Origin of the sequence: Bacillus sp. XT-4 (assembly GCF_050864245.1) — a bacterium.
GTDB lineage: Bacteria > Bacillota > Bacilli > Bacillales > Bacillaceae > Bacillus > Bacillus altitudinis.
Window position 1 is genome coordinate 85,975 of the sequence record NZ_JBPAFI010000001.1, and the last position, 19,974, is coordinate 105,948.

At 44.0% G+C, this 19,974-nt stretch carries 13 protein-coding genes; 2 read left to right on the forward strand and 11 right to left on the reverse strand.

All coding sequences use genetic code 11. The features are described from left to right. On the forward strand, positions 1-2,711 hold a 2,711-nt coding region (locus ACRRMM_RS00430; protein WP_432450760.1), incomplete at its 5' end, for a beta strand repeat-containing protein. Between the two features lie 33 nt (positions 2,712-2,744). On the opposite strand, the gene ACRRMM_RS00435 is transcribed toward ACRRMM_RS00430, so the two are convergent. From ACRRMM_RS00435 to nirB (ACRRMM_RS00475), 9 genes are all read right to left on the reverse strand, one after another. Next, positions 2,745-3,305: a CatB-related O-acetyltransferase gene (locus ACRRMM_RS00435; RefSeq protein WP_017358859.1), complete on the reverse strand. Its 561-nt coding sequence runs from the start codon at positions 3,303-3,305 to the stop codon at positions 2,745-2,747. Positions 3,306-3,369: 64 nt separating this feature from the next. Continuing rightward, a complete protein-coding gene (locus tag ACRRMM_RS00440; RefSeq protein WP_035703202.1) occupies positions 3,370-4,737 on the reverse strand; it encodes an MATE family efflux transporter in 1,368 nt (455 codons plus the stop codon). Between the two features lie 19 nt (positions 4,738-4,756). After that, positions 4,757-6,241 carry a D-alanyl-D-alanine carboxypeptidase/D-alanyl-D-alanine endopeptidase gene (gene dacB / locus ACRRMM_RS00445; protein ID WP_056704301.1) on the reverse strand — a complete coding sequence of 495 codons (1,485 nt, stop codon included), beginning with the start codon at positions 6,239-6,241 and terminating at the stop codon, positions 4,757-4,759. A 131-nt stretch (positions 6,242-6,372) separates the two neighbouring features. Continuing rightward, the gene (locus tag ACRRMM_RS00450) at positions 6,373-7,353 is read right to left on the reverse strand and encodes a pectinesterase family protein (protein ID WP_008346597.1); all 981 of its coding nucleotides are present in this window, start codon (positions 7,351-7,353) and stop codon (positions 6,373-6,375) included. A gap of 99 nt (positions 7,354-7,452) precedes the next feature. Next, the gene (locus ACRRMM_RS00455; RefSeq protein WP_008346595.1) at positions 7,453-8,145 is read right to left on the reverse strand and encodes a DUF421 domain-containing protein; all 693 of its coding nucleotides are present in this window, start codon (positions 8,143-8,145) and stop codon (positions 7,453-7,455) included. Positions 8,146-8,211: 66 nt separating this feature from the next. Then, the gene (gene nirD, locus ACRRMM_RS00460) at positions 8,212-8,535 is read right to left on the reverse strand and encodes a nitrite reductase small subunit NirD (protein ID WP_008346593.1); all 324 of its coding nucleotides are present in this window, start codon (positions 8,533-8,535) and stop codon (positions 8,212-8,214) included. Positions 8,536-8,558: 23 nt separating this feature from the next. Next, positions 8,559-10,970: a nitrite reductase large subunit NirB gene (gene nirB / locus ACRRMM_RS00465; protein WP_349926092.1), complete on the reverse strand. Its 2,412-nt coding sequence runs from the start codon at positions 10,968-10,970 to the stop codon at positions 8,559-8,561. A gap of 89 nt (positions 10,971-11,059) precedes the next feature. Next, positions 11,060-13,198, reverse strand: a complete 2,139-nt coding sequence (gene nasC / locus ACRRMM_RS00470; protein ID WP_025207473.1) for an assimilatory nitrate reductase catalytic subunit NasC — start codon at positions 13,196-13,198, stop codon at positions 11,060-11,062. Then, entirely contained in the window at positions 13,195-15,456 is a 2,262-nt protein-coding gene (nirB, locus tag ACRRMM_RS00475) for a nitrite reductase large subunit NirB (RefSeq protein ID WP_025207474.1), read from the reverse strand. The genes nasC and nirB (ACRRMM_RS00475) overlap by 4 nt, the downstream gene beginning before the upstream one ends. A 169-nt stretch (positions 15,457-15,625) precedes the next feature. Here nirB (ACRRMM_RS00475) and ACRRMM_RS00480 point away from each other — a divergent pair, with 169 nt between their 5' ends. Beyond that, on the forward strand, positions 15,626-16,828 hold the full coding sequence (locus ACRRMM_RS00480) for a nitrate/nitrite transporter (protein ID WP_017367412.1): 1,203 nt from the start codon (positions 15,626-15,628) through the stop codon (positions 16,826-16,828). Positions 16,829-16,891: 63 nt separating this feature from the next. Here the strand turns inward: ACRRMM_RS00480 and gltD are convergent, their stop codons facing one another. Further along, positions 16,892-18,376: a glutamate synthase small subunit gene (gltD, locus tag ACRRMM_RS00485; protein WP_008346585.1), complete on the reverse strand. Its 1,485-nt coding sequence runs from the start codon at positions 18,374-18,376 to the stop codon at positions 16,892-16,894. A gap of 16 nt (positions 18,377-18,392) precedes the next feature. Beyond that, positions 18,393-19,974: glutamate synthase-related protein (locus ACRRMM_RS00490; RefSeq protein ID WP_432450761.1), on the reverse strand; the 1,582-nt coding region annotated here is incomplete at its 5' end.

The window sequence follows — 19,974 nt, forward strand, 5'->3', positions numbered from 1 at the left end:
CTGGAGATACTGGTCCAACCGGTGATACTGGTGTAACTGGAGATACTGGGCCTACTGGTGCCACTGGAGTTACTGGAAATACTGGGCCTACCGGTGATACTGGAGTAACTGGTGATACCGGACCTACTGGTGCAACTGGAGATACTGGCCCTACGGGAGCCACTGGTGTAACTGGAGATACCGGACCTACTGGTGCCACCGGAGTTACTGGAGCTACTGGTGATAACGGACCTACTGGTGCCACCGGAGTTACTGGAGCTACTGGAGATACCGGGCCTACTGGTGCGACTGGTGTAACTGGTGCGACTGGTCCAACCGGTGCCACCGGAGTTACTGGATCCACTGGAGATACCGGACCTACCGGTGCTACTGGTGTAACTGGAGATACCGGTCCTACTGGTCCAACCGGTGATACTGGAGCTACTGGTGTCACCGGAGTTACTGGAGCTACTGGAGATACCGGTCCTACTGGTGCGACTGGTCCAACCGGTGCCACCGGAGTTACTGGATCCACTGGAGATACCGGACCTACTGGTGCAACTGGTAATACCGGACCTACCGGTGCGACTGGTGCAACTGGTAATACCGGACCTACCGGTGCGACTGGAGTAACTGGAGATACTGGGCCTACCGGAGCCACTGGTGTAACTGGTGATGCCGGACCTACTGGTGCCACCGGAGTTACTGGAGCTACTGGTGATACCGGGCCTACTGGTGCGACTGGAGATACCGGACCTACCGGTGCTACTGGAGTAACTGGAGATACTGGGCCTACCGGAGCCACTGGTGTAACTGGAGATACCGGACCTACTGGTGCCACCGGAGTTACTGGAGCTACTGGTGATACTGGGCCTACTGGTGCCACTGGTGTAACTGGAGATACTGGGCCTACTGGTGCCACTGGTGTAACTGGAGATACTGGGTCTACTGGAGCCACTGGTGTAACTGGAGATACTGGGTCTACTGGAGCCACTGGTGTAACTGGTGATACCGGACCTACTGGTCCAACCGGTGATACTGGTGTAACAGGAGATACCGGACCTACTGGTGCCACCGGAGTTACTGGAGCTACTGGAGATACCGGGCCTACTGGTGCGACTGGAGATACTGGGCCTACTGGTGCCACTGGTGTAACTGGAGATACCGGACCTACTGGTGCCACCGGAGTTACTGGAGCTACTGGAGATACCGGGCCTACTGGTGCGACTGGTGATACTGGAGATACTGGGCCTACTGGTGCCACTGGAGTTACTGGAGCTACTGGAGATACCGGGCCTACTGGTGCGACTGGAGATACTGGGCCTACTGGTGCCACTGGTGTAACTGGAGATACCGGACCTACTGGTGCCACCGGAGTTACTGGAGCTACTGGAGATACCGGGCCTACTGGTGCCACTGGAGATACCGGACCTACCGGTGCTACTGGAGTAACTGGTGATACTGGAGATACTGGGCCTACTGGAGCCACTGGTGTAACTGGTGATACCGGACCTACCGGTGCGACTGGTGTAACTGGAGATACCGGGCCTACCGGAGCCACTGGTGCCACTGGAGCTACCGGACCTACCGGTGCGACTGGTGTAACTGGAGATACCGGGCCTACCGGAGCCACTGGTGCCACTGGAGCTAGCGGTCCTACCGGTGCGACTGGTGTAACTGGTGATACCGGGCCTACTGGTGCTACTGGAGTAACTGGTGCGACTGGTCCAACTGGTGCCACCGGAGTTACTGGATCCACTGGAGATACCGGACCTACTGGTCCAACCGGTGATACTGGAGCTACTGGTGATACCGGGCCTACGGGAGCCACTGGTGTAACTGGAGATACTGGTCCAACCGGTGCCACTGGTGTAACTGGAGATACTGGGCCTACTGGTGCCACTGGTGTAACTGGTGATACCGGACCTACCGGTGCGACTGGTGTAACTGGTGATACGGGTCCTACCGGGCCTACTGGTCCAACAGGTGCCACTGGAGACACCGGTCCAACTGGAGCTACTGGAATCACTGGTGCCACTGGAGCTAGCGGTCCAACTGGAGCTACTGGAATCACTGGTGCCACTGGAGGCACCGGTCCAACTGGAGCTACTGGAATCACTGGTGCCACTGGAGCTAGCGGTCCAACTGGAGCTACTGGAATCACTGGTGCCACTGGAGGCACCGGTCCAACTGGAGCTACTGGAATCACTGGTGCCACTGGAGCTAGCGGTCCAACTGGAGCTACTGGAATCACTGGTGCCACTGGAGGCACCGGTCCAACTGGAGCTACTGGAATCACTGGTGCCACTGGAGCTAGCGGTCCAACTGATACGGCACTTTATGCTGGAAATACAACAGGTCCTACAATCATTACTATTGCTGGTGGTACGAACATTGCTTTACCAAGTAATCAAAATATTAATGGATTTACGCCGAATGGTTCAAATGATACATTCACAGTCCAGCAAACAGGTAAATACTATATCACATATCAAGTAAATACCACTACTGCACTTTTAGTGAGCACAAGGCTATGGTTGAATGGATCAACTGCTATTCCAGGTTCAATTCAGTCCTCTGCCGTATCCACAACTTTTATGAGCAATACAGTTATTGTCAATTTAACAGCAGGAAATACAATTTCATTACAATTTTTCGGAGCGGTTGTAACAGCCATTCTAATAGGTGGTGGTGCAACCGGTGCATCACTTACCATCATCAGACTCAGCTAAGTGAAACGAAGATAGAAAAAAAGAAAGGCTCTGTCAGCCTTTCTTTTTTCTATCTTCAATTACGCTTATACAACGGTCAATATCAGGAGATTGCAAGAGGTGAAAAATAGACTGTATGAACGAAAACTCTAAATTCCACCATTCTAATAACTGAAGTTTTTCAATGATATCCGAAGAAAACCGATATTTCATGAGCCGCTGCGGGTTCCCTGCGACAATCGCATATGGAGGCACATCTTTTGTAATCAGACTATTTGCTCCAATGACTGCCCCGTTTCCTATCTGTACTCCTGACATGATTGTTGCTCCATATCCAATCCAAACATCGTGCCCTATACACACATCCCCTTTTGATCGTGGATGTCCTTCAATATGGGCAGCATCTGTGAAAATTTGATTGAAGGGATATGTGGTGACCCAATCTGTTCGGTGTTCACCACCAAGAAAAACTTTTACTTCGTTTGCGATGGAACAAAACTTCCCTACATTCAGCGTTGTTCCTTCTCCCCACGTCAAGACTTGAAAATCTGGTCCGGCATAAGTGAAGTCACCGATATCATACGAACTGAGCTCACTTCTTTGATTTAAAAACATAGAAGATCAGACCCCCTACAAAGTAATCGATCTTCGTATGTATATGCCAGATGATAGGCTCACATTATGATTGGACAAGTGCAACGATCTGCTTTTTCTTCCATACCAGTCGATAATAGCCGTATTGGAGCAATAAGTTTACAAAAAAGGCAGCAGGATATCCTATCCAGATTCCTTTGATCCCAAGCGATGTATGGTGTGATAGCACATAAGCCACTGGTACTTCAACAAGCCAAATGGAACAAATACTAAAGATGGTCGGCCATAGAACTGTGCCACTTGCTCTCATTGTGGCTGCAACGATTTGCGCCGTTCCAAAAATGAGATAGCTCCATAGGGTAATCACGACCAAACTATATGCAATGTCAATCGTTGCAGGATCTGTTAAAAAGATAGATAAAATTTGTGGTGCGAAAATATAGACGAAAATAATAATCAATCCGCCTATCGCAAAGTTTAGCCCCAGCCCAATTTTAATGACATCTTTCAAACGATTCATGTTTCCTGCGCCAATGAATTGTGCGGCGAAGATAGAAACAGCAATACCAAGGCTCACTGCGGGCATCTGTACATAACTTACGACTTGGTTAACAACGCCATAAGCTGCGGTCGCCTGTGATCCATAATCGTTGACAAAAGAAATGACAGCAATTTCTGATAAAGAAATGAGAATCATATTAATACTAGAAGGGATACTTAACTTTAATAGCGTTTTTAATAAATCCCCTTTCATCAATAGATGCTTTCTAACCGACGCATCAATGCGCAGCGGGTGCTTTGTTTTATAAAGATAGATATGAAGAATGATAAACGTAACGATTGTAGAAATCACAGAAGAATACGCAGCACCATATAAACCAAATGCCGGTAAACCAAGCCAGCCGAATAATAAAATTGGCAGCAATAAAATATTGGTTCCTGTACTAATCATTAAGAAATAAAATGGTGTTTTCGAATCTCCTGTTCCTCGTAAAAAAGTTGTATAGACAAAATAAAGAAATAAGATGGGCATGGAGATGAATAGGATTCTGGCATATGCCGCACTTTCCTCCACAATATTTGCAGGTGTCCCCATCAGATGTAAAATATCTGTGGCAAAAAAACCTCCAATGACAGCTAAAGAAAGTCCGATTAAAAAGGTAAACGAAAGCGTTGTACCGATAATTTCCTTTAACCTCTGCTCATTTTTTGCTCCGTATGCTTGTCCAATCAGGATCGAGCTCCCTGATCCAATCCCAATGGAAAAAGAAACAAGTAAAAAGAAAAGTGGAAAGAATGCAGATATCGCAGCTACTGCATCCTCTCCAATCCATCTACCGACAAGCACAATGGAAACAAGCTGTCCAATTGATTGCAAAATATTGCTTAATAAAAGTGGAATTAGAAAGATCGACATGGTTTTTACTAAAGATTGATTATTATCTAACGTCATGATGGTTCTCCTTCTCTGTCTAAAGATCCTCAGCTAACATGCTGACAATGCGGTCTTCTATCTCTTTTCCTTTTTCGTCATCAACGAGATGATTCAATAAGATGGAAAAAGCAAGCGTTTTTCCACTCTGCGTTTCAATATATCCAGATAGTGTGCTGACCGTTGATAGTGTACCTGTTTTTGCACGCACTTTTTCTAGTGTAGCTGGTTCTTTCAATCTATTTCTTAATGTACCTCCCACCATACGCTCACTTGCCCCAGCTAACGGAAGTGCATGGACATAGGTGTTAAACCATTTTTCCTTTTGAATGTTTGTCAAAAATAACGTGAATTGATTTGCAGAAACAAGGTTAATCGGTGATATGCCTGATCCGTCTCTCAACACAGTCATAGATGCATCTATGCCATAGGCAGGAAGACGTTCATTCAGCACGTCAAGCCCTTTGTCAAAACTCCCTTTGTTCTTTACCCGCTTCCCAAGTTCTTTTAACAGAATTTCTGCATGTGTATTGTTGCTTAATTTCATCATCGGAACAAGAAGATCGGATAAAGGCATTGATGTATGGGAAGCGATTTTTTTCGCTTTTTTAGGAACTTGTTTTGTTTGGAGTGGTCCTTTCAGCTGAATTCCCTCAGCCTTTAATGCTCGTTTCATTAAGTCTAAAGCATACGTTGTCGGTTCCCATAATGCGACCCATTGTTTAGACGAGGATGCTTTTAGCGGAATCGTCCCAGTCAGTGTAATTTTGTTTGTACCGTGAGAGCGTTTAAAAGATATTTTCTTCTTTCCGCCTTCTGGCACAGTTTTCACTTGATTGACAACTTGAGCGACGTCAGTCTTCGGGATCATCTCATAGCTGGCCTTCTGCCCTGCTTTCTTTCCCGGCTTGACTTCGAGAATGATCGTTCCTGCATCATAATCCTCATTCGGTGAAGCAGTAAGAGCAGATATTTGAGCGCCGTAATATTGATCTTCATCACTCCACGGCAGATCGATGGAATACCTTGTGTCATCAAACCAAGTATCATCAGCTGCAAGCTGTCCACGAATCGTATGTATTCCGGCCTTTTTGACTTGTTTGGCTAATGCGGCAAAATCGCTTTCTAACAATGTCGGGTCTCCAGAGCCTCGGAGATAAAGATTGCCGTGCAATGTTTTTTTGTGAATTGAACCATCTATCCAAACGTCTGTTGGAAAAGTGTGTGTTTCACCCAGTAGATCGAGTGCGATAGCAGATGTGAGTAATTTCATATTAGAAGCAGGAGTCAGACGGATGTCCGCTTGATGTTCATAAAGAAGAGAAGTGTCAGAAGTATCGCGTACGCTGATGCCAGCAATTGCGCCCTCTAAATCAGGTGCTGTTCGAATGAATTCGTCTAAAGAAGTGATCCATTTTGATTGATCATCATGAGCTGTTAGTTGTTCATCTTTCACTGAAAAAGGGAGAAATAACATCGACAAAATACATAGTTGTAAAAACATGACCTGTGAGAAACGTTTCACGCAATCCCTCCTTTTTAGAAAAGCAGCCAAATTTAGCAGATTATGTTCATTATACACAAAAGAACGTTTGTTCTCAAAGGTTTTTTAAACAGAAAAGTCAGCTTTCTTTGACGAAAACTGACAAGCCTCTTTTACCTTTTTTCAGGATTCCAGCCATCGCTTCCGCTAAGCACGGCTTGAACGGTGATTTGACTTGCTTCGTTTTTTGTTAATATCGTTGACCACTTCACCCGGTTTGCCACATGACTCCCTGCGCCCGTTGATCCATATTCTTGATATCTAGCCGTTCTTTCGTTGTCTTTGTTCTCCCAGTTATGCCATCCCTCAGCTTTAATATGTTCATCCATTTTTGTTTGGAGGAACGTGACAGCCGAATGAGGTCTCCACGGACGGCCTAAGTACACAGATTGAGACGCAGACGTTCCTTTATTTAACGTGGAATCAATAAAAACGTAGCCATACTTTTGCGCTTCTGTTGTGGATGCCGCTGTAATATATCCATTTCCAAGACTTTTTATTTCAGCTCTTTTAAATACAGCCGTTGCTGAACCAAAGATGAAGTCAACCGTGCCCTCGATATAGCAATCTTCATAATATTGTCTCCCTGTGCCTGTGGCATAAAGTGTATCTTGATAACCGAGAACACGTACGTGTTTAAACACAGCCCGGTCCCCGGATACATAAAGGGCAACCGCCTGCCCTGCGTTTCGACCAGCTGTATTTTGAAACGTGATATTTTCTGCGTAAAAATGATTTGCCCGAATCATTGTACTAGAGCTATTGGTTGTGCTCCCGCTGCTTGCATTTGTATCATCATACGTCAGAATCGTCTGATACTGATTTTCTCCAATAAAGGACACATACGGCTTATTTTGCGGAAGGAGAATCTTTTCTTTATACACACCATTTTTAATATATATCGTCGTTTGCTGTTGATTGTTCACTGGTATCGCATCAATGGCAGATTGAACCGTTCGAAATGTCCCATTTCCTTTTTGGTCGACAATAAGCACGCGGTTTGTTTGATGGTTGTGTCCAGCTGCTTGCGCATAAGCTGAGTCAAAAAGCAGTAAGGCCAATACCATCATCAGCAGTCGTTTTCCATACTTCATCACACATCTCCCCCTTATATTGTGAACGTTTTCATTGACGTATTCTTTTTGATCCTATTCAGTGATAAAACAAAAAAACACAAAAAAACATCCACTGTGTTAGGTTGTGGATGTTTTTTCATATTTCATCGCATAAATTCCTTCATTTTCAATCCATTCACAAAATAGGACGTCTTTATAGGAGGATATGTGCTGTTTTTTCAATTGCTCTCTCAGCCACGCTTCATCAAATCCAGCTTCCTTTAAATCTTTTTTTAAAATCTCTCCGTCGATAATAAACGTTCTAGGCAATGTGACTTCTTTTCCTTTCACGTTCACATCTTCGGCTGTAGCTGGTGCATATTTCATTTTCGGAAGCACACTCACAGACCCATCCGTTTCCAAAATGGCAAATTCAATTTCATTAAGAGCAAAATGCCCTTTCGCTCGAATCAGCGTCTGCAGCTGATTTAAATCAAGCATATTTTTCTTTAATCGATTGTAGTGAATCTTTCCTTTATCAATCACAAGAGTCGGTCTTCCCTCTAAAAAAGCGCGAATGGATTTGAATTTTTGTGAAAGCCATTCAACTGTGTAGATTAAAACGCCCCAGACTGCAACTGCAAAAAGGATATGTAGCACGCTGACTTCTGGATCAAAAATGGCGTTACCAACCATCTCCCCTAAAATCAGTGCAGAAATAAAATCAAACGGCGTGATTTGTGCAAATTGTGTTTTCCCTAATAGCTTTGTAATGGAAAATAAAGCGAAAAATCCGATAAAGAGTTCAATCAAAATATTAAAAAATGGCACACATATACCTTCCTTTCTCACTGCATGTACTTACAGCATGTACAGGAAAGGAAGGTTCTAAACCATTTATGAAGGCAGTAAAATAAAGACGTCGTCTCCCTCAACCAATGCTTCATATGTTTTCACGCATCCATGATCTGGTTCTTGAACATTTCCTGATGAAAGGTTGATTTTCCAATCATGCATTGGACAGAAGACATGATCTCCGCTCACCATTCCTTCAGCTAGTACACCGCCTTTATGAGGACAGCGATTTTCAATGGCTTTGAACTGCTTGTTAGAGGTTTGAAAAACAGCTAATTCAAGTGGACCGGCTGCGACTGTTTTCCCTAGCTGCAACGGGAAATCTGATATTGTACCAATATGAACTTTTACAATTGAAACTGTCATCTGATCTCATCCCTTCAATTGATTTAGACGGAAGCAGTTGCCTTTTGAAATAATTGTCTTGTTTCTGTTTCGTTCTCTCGAATCTCTTGCCACGGTTCTTCATAAGTTGAAAGTGCGATGTCCATTCTTTCGATTAATGCTGCACGTTTCTTGTCATCTAGCAGGACCGTTTGGATATGATTCAATCCAAGCCGTTCAACCCAAGCGGATGTTCTCTCTAAATAATTTGCGGTTTCTCTGTAATATTGAAGGTAGGCTGCGGCCATTTGTTCTACTTCTTCTGCTGTACTTACTTTCATTAATAAGTCTCCAGCTCGTAAATGTGTCCCTCCATTCCCGCCAGCATACAATTCAAATCCCCCATCGATACCTACGATGCCAAGATCTTTAATCCCAGATTCAGCACAGTTTCTTGGACAGGCTGATACGGCCATTTTGACTTTGTGCGGTGTGGCAAGTCCTTCAAATTTCTTTTCAAGTGCGATCCCAAGAGAAATGGAATCCTGCGTTCCGAATCTGCAAAATTGTTCTCCAACACAAGTTTTGACGGTTCTTAATGATTTTCCGTAAGCATAACCAGACGGCATATCTAAATCAGCCCATACTTTTGGTAAATCTTCTTTTTTGACACCTAAAAGGTCGATTCGCTGCCCTCCAGTCATTTTCACAAGCGGTATCTCATATTTGTCAACGACATCCGCTATTTTTCTCAGGTCATTAGCATTTGTCACGCCTCCGTACATACGTGGAACGACCGAATAGGTACCATCGTTTTGGATGTTGGCATGCATTCGTTCATTCACAAATCGCGAGCTTTTTTCATCTTTGTAGTCAAGCGGATACATCATCCCTAAATAGTAATTCAGTGCAGGCCGGCACTTTGAACAGCCTTCTTCTGTTTCCCAGTCAAGTACATTCATCACTTCTTTGACATGCTGCAAACCTTTCTCTTTTATTTCATGAATCACTTCATCTCTTGATAAGGTGGTGCAGGCGCAGATGGTTTCTTTTTGCGCAGTGCGGTTTGCATCATCGCCTAAAGTGTGCCATAAAATCTCTTCCACAACAGGTTGGCAGCCTCCGCATGACCGAGAAGCACTTGTACATTGCTTGACCTCTTGTATAGTCGTTAGGCCTTCTTTTTGAATAGCTGCCACTATTTGACCTTTTGAGACACCATTACAGCCACAAACGATATGGTCGTTTGCCATTTGTTCAATCGTGTTTTCTTGCGCCAGCTCATTTGATGTTAAGACAGATACTTTTTCCATATCTGACATATCAACACCTTCTCTAATGTACGAGAATAAACGTGGTCCATCGCTTGTTTCTCCAAACATGACGGCGCCGACTAATCGGTTTTGCTGGAAGACTAGTTTTTGATAAATGCCTTGCTGTTCGTCAAAAATCTTAATCGCTTGTTTCTCATCGTTTTCTATAAAATCTCCAGCTGAAAATACATCAACCCCTGATACTTTTAGCTGTGTCGATAGTACAGATCCTTCATAAGGCGTCGGGGCCATATCACAAACATGCTTCGCAAGCACGTTTGCTTGATCGTATAATGGCGCAACAAGACCGTACGTTTGTCCTCTATGTTCAACACATTCTCCGACTGCGTAAATCCGCGGGACACTTGTTTCCATGAAATCATTGACGATAATCCCCCGGTTCACTTCAATGCCGCTCGTTTCGGCAAGCTTGTGATTCGGTTTAATTCCTGCTGCCATGACCACCATATCTGTCTCTAATGTAGAACCATCTGAAAATGTTAGCCCTTCTACCCTTGTATCTCCTAAAATCTCATTTGTCTGTTTTCCTAATAGAAAGCTCATGCCTTGTTTTTCTAAAGCTGCTTGCAGAAGCTGACCTGCCACCGGATCGAGCTGCCGGTCCATTAGATGAGAGCCAAGATGAATGACGGTCACTTCCATTCCTAAGTTTAGTAGACCACGCGCGGCTTCAAGTCCAAGGAGCCCGCCTCCAATGACGGCTGCTTTTTTGTACATCATAGATGCTTTGACCATTTCCTCTGTGTCTTGTAATGTACGAAAAGCTGTTACCCCTTTTTTATCGCTCCCTGGAATGGGCGGGATGAACGGGAGGGACCCTGTCGCTAAAATTAAACGGTCATAATGCACGGTCCGTCCTTGATCACTCATAACGGTTTGATTGTCTGGATCGATCTTCACAATGGTCTCATTTGTAAACAGCTGAATATGATGTTCTTTGTACCAATTCCAATCGTTTAACGTAATATCCTCTGTCTTTGTATCCCCTTGGAGAACTTTCGATAAAAGAATCCGATTATAGTTAGGATACGGCTCAGTTCCAAATACAGTCATGTCGAATCGTTCATTGTCTGTTTTTAAAATGTTTTCGAGCGTTCGGATACCAGCCATACCATTCCCTACTAATACGAGTTTTTCTTTCATGAAAAACACCCCTCATGTGATCGTTTTTTAGAAAGTACCATAATCTAAACAAAGATGGAAAATACATGTTAAAATTTCTCACATAGTTTTCAATTCTTGTAGGCTGACAGCTGTACAGGACAATATTTAAAACCTGGCATTTTACTGTGTGGATCTAACTGTTTACCAATTAATAGGTTAATTGATTGATGTTTATTCCAGTGAAACGGAACAAACACAGTATCTTTTCGGATGCTATCTGTTATGTGGCACCTCATGATGACACTACCTCGTTTTGACTGGATGGTGACGAGCTCCCCGTGCTGAAGTCCATAAGCTTCGGCTGTGTCAGGATGAAGCCCTACATAAGCTTCAAACTGCCGGGCAACAAGAGAGGTGCTTTTTCTTGTTTGAACGCCCGTTTGGTAATGAGCCATCACCCTGCCGGTCGTTAAATAGAGTGGATATTCTGGACTGACTGGTTCTTTTGCACCCTGTTGTCCATGTGCAACGACTGCAAATTTTGCTAATTTATCAGGATGTGAGAATTGATGCTCAAATAGTCTTTCTGTTCCTCGGTCTTCCAAATGAGAGCAGGGCCATAATATGCCTTGCGTCTTCCTTAACCTGTCATAGGTCATACCGGAATAATCGGCTTTGGCTCCTTTCGTTGCTGTTCTCAATTCCTCAAAGATGTCTTCTGCAGATGAAAAAGAAAAAGAGCCGCCTTTGCCTAATACTGCTGCTATTTCACAAATGATTTGCCAATCGTGCTTTCTTTGGTGTTTGAGTGGATAGGTTGCTTCTCTCAGCGTAACGCGTCCTTCTATGTTCGTCATGGTCCCTTCGTCCTCTAAATATGACGAAGCTGGTAAAATAACATCTGCGAGTGCAGCCGTCTCAGAGATAAATAAATCAATTGCGACAAAAAAGGACAGCTGCTCGATGGCTTTTTTGATAAAGCTTGCATGCGGACCTGATTGAACAGGATTAGAACACATTAAAAAGAGCGCTTTTATCTCTCCTTTCTGCATTTTTTCAAACATTTCAAAAGCAGATACACCTTTTCCAGGCAGTTCTTTTTCATCGATCTTCCATATTTCGGCCATTTCTTTTCTATGTACTGGGTTTGTGATATCACGGTAACCAGGAAGCTGATCTGCTTTTTGTCCATGCTCTCTTGCACCCTGTCCATTTCCTTGCCCAGTAATGGCACCATAGCCACACCCAATCCGGCCAATCTTCCCAGTAACAAGCAGAATATTCAGGAAATTACGAACGGATGCTGTCCCGTCTATTTGCTGCTCAATGCCTCTTGCAGTCAGAATCATGCCTGTTTTTTCGCGGGCGAATTTTCTCGCTATTTTTTGAATGACTTTCATCGATACACCGGTTTGCTGCGTAATGTCTTGCAGGGACATGTGTGAAATATGCTGTTTCATTTCTTGAAAACCTGATGTTCGTTTTTTAATAAATTCTTCGTCTAGTAACTGTTCATGAAGCATGACGTGTAAGATTCCATTTGCGAGTGCAGCATCTGACCCAGGCCTTAAGCTGACATGTAAGTCAGCTAGTTTGGCTGTTGCTGTTTTTCGCGGATCGATCACGATGAGAAATGCCCCGTTCTTTTTAGCTTCTTCCAAATACGGTATGAGGGTCGGCTGACATTCCGCTATATTGGTTCCAACCAATAGTAAAACCCGGGCATGCTTGATGTCACGAAGCGGAAAGGTTAGACCCCGATCAAGTCCAAATGTTTGGTTAGCTGCTGTTGCTGCTGAAGACATACACAGTCTTCCATTGTAATCAATGTATTTCGTTTTAAGGGCGACCCTTGCAAATTTTCCGAGTAAATAAGCTTCTTCATTTGTAATCGATGCACTACCATACACACTGATAGCATCGTTCCCATGTTCCGTCTGAAGGGTTTGAGTGCGTGCTTTGATTTCGTCAAGTGCCTCTTGCCAAGTCACTTTGACAAATTGACCGTTTCTTTTGATGAGGGGGTGATTCAATCGTTCCTTGTGCAGTGCGTGCTGGTGGGCATGCTGCCCTTTCATACAGATCCTGCCGAACGTGGTTGGATTATGAATACCTATCGTCTGGTAGCGTGTTCGCCCTTCTGCGTGCTGCTCGACTAATTGCATTTTGCACTGCATACTGCAAAACGGACATTGAGATGGGAACACCCTTTTTCGCTCTTGCTGCTCTGATGTTTGCTGCACATATTGTAAAAAAGATTGATTCATACATTCACACCCTTTTGTCTACTTTGCTCAAATTGCTCGCAGAGCTCTTCTCTCATTTCCTCATCGAGCAATTTTTCTCGGATGGAAATGATGCCGTTTTTTTGGATCCAGTCTCCAATAGATTCTTGAAAATATGCACGTTTTCTATAGTCTTCAAGCAGTGCTTTTAAAAAAGGAATCAGCTCATCCGTTCGGCTCACAGAATAAAAAAGCTGACCTGCCTTAGGTTGACGTATGCTGCCTCCTATATAAATGTCCCATTCATCCAGCTGCTTCTTGATGCAGATGTCATAGATGGGGCTGAAATGACATACGCAGGAAGGACCAGCGATATGAATCGATGTGACTGCAGGTAAAAGCGTGTTTTCTAGTTGTCTTTCGATCTCCATGACAAGTGTTGTGACAGATGGATCGTGACGACAATCACATGATAGAACATGAGAAAGTCTCTTGCTTTCTTGTGGCATGATGTGTCCATGTTCTTTTACAATATGGTCGGCCTCTTGTGAAATACCGATCAGCCGAATTCGTTTATTCTCCGTTAGTTCTACGTGCTGAATTTGCTTTTGCTCTAATAATCCGGTTATCATCTGTAAAAATGTCAGATCAAGACGGCCACCATATAACTGAGGCATTAGTATGTGCTCATGATCTGATGGGCTGTCTTTTACGAAAAGATCTTGAAACTGCTCAAGATAGTATGGAATGGCTGCTCGGCACTTGTCACAGCCGTTATCTGTCATCCAATCAAATTGTCTTCTTACTTGCTCTTCATTCAGCGGCTGCTGCTTTTTTACATACGAAAAAATGGTCTCTTCCTCTACATTTGTGCACGAGCAAAACGTGTCCAGTGCTTCCGTTAGCTGATTTGATGAGACATGGCAGCAGGCACGAACAAGCTCTTGACAGCCTCCGCAGCCCGTTGCGGCCCCTGTCTGTTTTTTTATCTCTTCTAAATTTGTCAGCTGATGGACCGATATGCTTTTGAATATCGCTCCCTTCGTCACCGTGTGGCATTGGCAGATGAGATCCTCTGTTTTTAATGAATCTAAAGGGGATATCTGCTCTTCATTCAGTGATTTCATGACTACGCTTTTATCACGCCCCACTTTTACATCCTGCAAAAGCTGCTCAGCTCTCTCAAGTTGACCAACTAATACAACGCCTGTGAGCACATCATGTTCAAACACTAGTTTTTTATATACTTCTTGTTCTTCATCTAAGTAAGTCACCACTGAAGCGGAGGGGGATCGGTTTACAATACTGCCAGCAGAATAAATAGATATGTCATTTGCTTTCAATTTTGTTGAATAAATGGCAGGAGGTAAATTCGTGACCAGTTCATCTAATAAATGATTCGCAAGCACGTTTGCTTGTTCATAAATAGGCTGCACAAGACCGTGCACCATTCCCTTATGCTCTGCACATTCTCCAATAGCATAAATATTCTCAACGTTTGTCTGCATGACATCATTTACAACAATGGCTTTTCTTGTATGAATGCCGTGCTGTTTTGCAAGCTCTATATTCGGACGGACCCCTGTTGTGAAAACCACGAGATCAGCATCCACGATGTCTCCACTTTTTAACAGAACGCCTTCTACTCTCTCGTTTCCTAAACATGCAATCGTATGAGCATTTGTTTTTACCTGAATCCCCTTGCGACTTAATTGTTGAGACAAAAGCCCTGCAGCGGTTTCATCTAATTGGCGTTGCATAAGCCAATCCGTGTGATGAATCAAGGTTGTCTTCAGTCCAGCGATCTGTAAACCAGCGGCCACTTCCACACCAAGTACACCACCTCCAATGACTGCTGCACGCTCATAGCGTAAAGAATCAGCGTAAATGGCCTCATAATCGTCAATCGTACGAAAAGCATAGACCCCTTTTTTGGATACGCCTTGTATAGGTAGAAAATGAGGCGATGAGCCTGTGGCGATAACCAGTTTGTCATACGGGATATTCCGGCGTGCTTCTGTCATGAGCAATTGACGCTTTGTATCGATGTGGACAACTGCTTCGCCTGTTTGGATGGTGATGTCATGTTTGGTGTACCATTCTTTTGGCTTTAGTTCAATTTGAGACAATGATTCACTTTTTTGTAAAACCGATGAAAGTTTTATTCGGTTGTAGGCCGGGTGCTTCTCTTTTCCAATGATCGTGATGGAATAGCGTTCTGGCTGATTCTTTACGATATGCTCGATACATTTCATACTCGCCATGCCGTTTCCGATAAACACGAGTTTACGTTTTGCCATGTGAGATCAACCTTTCTAGCTTTTTGCGCCAAAGCAATGTTTGCCTAGATTATGGCACACATTTGTAAAAAAGTGTTTATCCATGTCATTTTTTCTAACACAATACTTCCATTCCTTCTATCAACTCGCTATCTTTAAGTCAGAAAATTCAAAATAAAGGAGTGGTTTTGTGAAACTCTCAGAATTGACTTCTAGTGGTCATCCTAAGACATTGTTTGGTTCATTTTTATATTTTGACGTGAGTTTCATGATTTGGGTTTTGCTGGGGGCACTCGGTGCTTTTATTGCACAAGATTTTGCCTTATCGACAATAGAAAAAGGCATGATTGTAGCCATTCCGATTTTATCCGGATCTTTTTTTCGAATTGTGCTAGGCCTATTAACAGACCGAATGGGACCTAAAAAAACAGCGATGATGGGCATGATTTTGACCACCATTCCGCTTATATGGGGGTTTTTCGGTGGTACAACCCTTTCAGAGCTAGTACTGATCGGGATTTTATTAGGGGTTGCAGGTGCGAGTTTTGCGGTCGCTTTACCGATGGCAAGCCGCTGGTACCCTCCTCATTTACAAGGGGTAGCGATGGGAATTGCCGGCGCCGGAAACAGCGGAACACTGATCTCGACACTCTTTGGACCAAGGCTTGCGGAGATGTATGGCTGGCATACAGTGATGGGGCTCGCTCTTATTCCTTTAAGTTTCGTCTTTTTGTTTTTTATTTTCACAGCAAAAGATGCACCAAACCAGCCGGCCCCTCAGCCGCTTCGGTCCTATTTTTCAGTCTTTAAAGTAAAGACAACGTGGTTTTTCTGTCTTCTTTATGCAATTACATTCGGTGGTTTTGTCGGACTTTCAAGTTTCTTGAGTATTTTCTTTGTGGACCAATATGCTATTTCAAAAATTCATGCCGGTGATTTTGTGACGCTTTGTGTGGCGGCAGGCAGCTTCTTTCGGCCAGTTGGCGGTTTGATTGCCGATAAAATTGGCGGGATGAAAGTACTGCTCGGTTTATTTGCTTTGATTGGTATCTGTTTAGGGGCAGTGAGTAGTCTACCTGCTTTACCAGTGGTCATTGCGCTTTTATTTGTCGGAATGATGTGTCTTGGTATGGGGAATGGGGCGGTGTTCCAGCTTGTGCCGCAAGTGTTTCATAAGGAAATTGGGATTGTGACTGGAATTGTAGGGGCTGCAGGAGGCATTGGGGGATTCTTTTTACCAAACGTTCTTGGCAGTTTAAAAGAAATGACGGGCTCCTATACATTTGGCTTTTTGACCATTTCTCTTTTTGTTCTTGCTGTCTTCCTCTGTTTGGTTGTCTCCCAGTTCAAACGTAAAAAAGTCATTATCCAGCCAACCATGTCTGAATCATAAAAAGCCATGACCACTCTTTGGTCATGGCTTTTCTCTATATATGGTAAACACCCTTTGTTTGGCCTATTTTGGCAGAACCGAACTCCCCATTAAATAACGGTCTACCTCATGCGCCACTTGTCTGCCTTCGTTAATTGCCCAGACAATCAAGCTTTGACCGCGTCTTGCATCTCCCGCTGCAAATACGCCTTCTACATTCGTTGTATATTCCCCATATTTTGCGTCAATCCGATTGTTTTTGCTGTCCACGCCAAAGTGTTTCACTAGCGGCTGTTCAGTTCCCTCAAAACCAATCGCAATAAAGACTAGCTGAGCTGGCCATACCTTCTCTGTTCCTGGAATCTCATGAAATTCAAACTTCCCTTGCTCGTTTTTCACCTTTTCCATTTGAATGGTATGAAGCTCTTTTAACTTCCCATTTTTATCAGCCACAATCTTTGTGGTTTGAATCGAATATTGCCGCGGGTCTTCTCCAAATTTTGCTTGTGCTTCTTCGTAAGCATAATCTAGAGAGAAGACATAAGGCTGTTCTGGCCACATGTTATCCCCTACACGTGTATCTGGAAGCTTTGGATGCTTTCCGAATTGAACAACACTTTTTGCTTTTTGGCGAAGTGCAGTTGCAACGCAGTCAGCACCTGTATCTCCTCCGCCAATCACAATGACGTCTTTCCCTTTTGCGTCAATAAAGTTTTTATCTTTGAATCCTGAATCAAGCATGCTTTTTGTTGCGAGTGTTAAATAATCCATTGCCAGGTGAATCCCTTTTGCTTCCCTGCCTTCAATTAACAGGTCACGCTGCTTTTGTGCACCTGTACAAAGGATAACCGCATCAAATTGCTCTTTCAGTTCATCAGCCGTGATATCCACACCAATTTCTGTATTGGTCACAAAGTCAATGCCTTCTTGTCTTAGCAGTTTAACTCTGCGCTCAACGACTTCTTTGTCGAGCTTCATATTCGGAATACCATAAGTGAGCAATCCGCCAAGACGATCAGATCGTTCAAACACGGTTACAGCATGGCCTGCTTGGTTTAGTTGGTCTGCACTTGCCAGTCCTGCTGGTCCTGATCCAACAATGGCAACCTTTTTCCCTGTACGACTTGAAGGAATTCTTGGTGTAATCCAGCCATTTTCAAAGCCTTTATCAATGATCGTCCGTTCGATATTTTTAATCGATACTGCTGGATCATTGATCGCGACGGTACATGAGCCTTCACAAGGTGCTGGACATACTCTCCCAGTGAATTCAGGGAAATTGTTCGTTTTTTGCAGTCTTTCAAGCGCTTCTTTCCATCTGCCCCGGTAGACAAGGTCATTCCATTCTGGAATTAAATTGTAGATCGGGCAGCCAGAAACGCCGCCCCTGATCTCCATCCCAATTTGACAAAACGGTGTTCCGCAATCCATACATCTAGCACCCTGCTGTTTCAATACCTCATCTGTATAAGGAGCTGAATATTCTTTCCAGTCATTTTGACGAGTGAGAGGGTCACGTTCATTTGGCTTTTCTCTTTTATAATCCATAAAACCTGTTGCTTTGCCCATTGTCCTCTCCCCTTTCTTAATGAGCGAGGGCTGCTTTTTGCCCGTTTGCCGTTTCTTTATTTTTCGGTTTTGTGTTTGCTTCAAATGCGAACATAACAGCTTCCTCGTGGCTGAGGCCTGCTTGTTTTTGTTCCTCAATGCTTTGAAGCATCATTTTGTAATTTCTCGGAATGATCTTAATGAATTGATTCTTTTCTTGTGCCCAGTTCTCTAGAAGCGCTGCTGCTTTTGAGCTGTTTGTATAATCAAGGTGTTCCTGAATCATTTGCTTCACTTCTTGTTCTTCTTCGTGATCTGTGAGTTTTTCAAACATGATCATTTCCATGTTGCACATTCTTTTGAACTGTTTTGCATCAGATGTATGCACGTAAGCGATACCGCCAGACATCCCTGCGCCAAAGTTTTTCCCGACGTCACCTAAAATGACAACACGTCCGCCAGTCATGTATTCACAGCCGTGATCACCGATTCCTTCAACGACCACATTGACACCTGAATTACGAACCGCAAATCGTTCACCTGCACGGCCGTTAATATACGCTTTTCCGCTTGTCGCGCCGTAAAATGCAACGTTACCGACAATCACGTTCTCATGTCCATTTTGTACAAAGTGATCAGATGTTTTGACAGCAATTTTGCCTCCAGAGAGTCCTTTGCCGATATAGTCATTTGAGTCACCTGTTAAATATAAGGACATCCCCTTTGGAACAAATGCGCCGAAGCTTTGTCCAGCTGAACCAGTGAACCGAAGTGTGATCGTATCCTCTGGCAGACCTTCTTCGCCGTAGCGCTTAGACACTTCACTGCCCGTAATCGTTCCAGCTACACGGTGAATGTTGCGAATGTTTAGTGACAGATCAACCGGTGTTTGATGATCGAGCGCTTCCTGTACATAAGGGAGAATCTCATTCATATCCAGTGATTCATCAATTTTATGATTTTGTGGCGTTCTGAATGTGCGTGCTCCCTCTGGCTGATAAAGCAGGGTTTCAAGGTTCAGCTGTCCTGCTTTCCAGTGTGCTTTTGCTCTTTCACTTACTGATAAAACATCTGTACGCCCAATCAATTCATCCATTGATGTAAAGCCAAGTTCAGCTAAAATTTCTCTTACTTCCTCTGCAATAAACATCATGAAGTTGACAATGTGATCAGGGTCACCCATGAATTTTTTGCGAAGTTCCGGGTTTTGAGTAGCGACACCGACTGGGCAAGTATCTAAATGACATGCTCTCATCATGACGCATCCTAATACGACAAGTGGAGCTGTCGCAAAGCCGTATTCTTCTGCTCCTAAAATCGCAGCCATGACAACGTCGCGTCCTGTCATTAATTTGCCATCCGTTTCAAGAACGACTCGCTCTCGAAGGCCGTTTAAGACAAGGGTTTGATGCGCTTCTGCCAATCCAAGCTCCCAAGGAAGTCCTGTATGTTTAATACTTGTTTTCGGAGAAGCTCCAGTACCGCCATCATATCCACTAATTACGATGACATCCGCTGTCCCTTTTGCGACACCTGCTGCAATCGTACCAACGCCAGCTTTAGAAACTAGCTTGACACTGATGCGTGCATCACGGTTTGCGTTTTTCAAATCATGGATC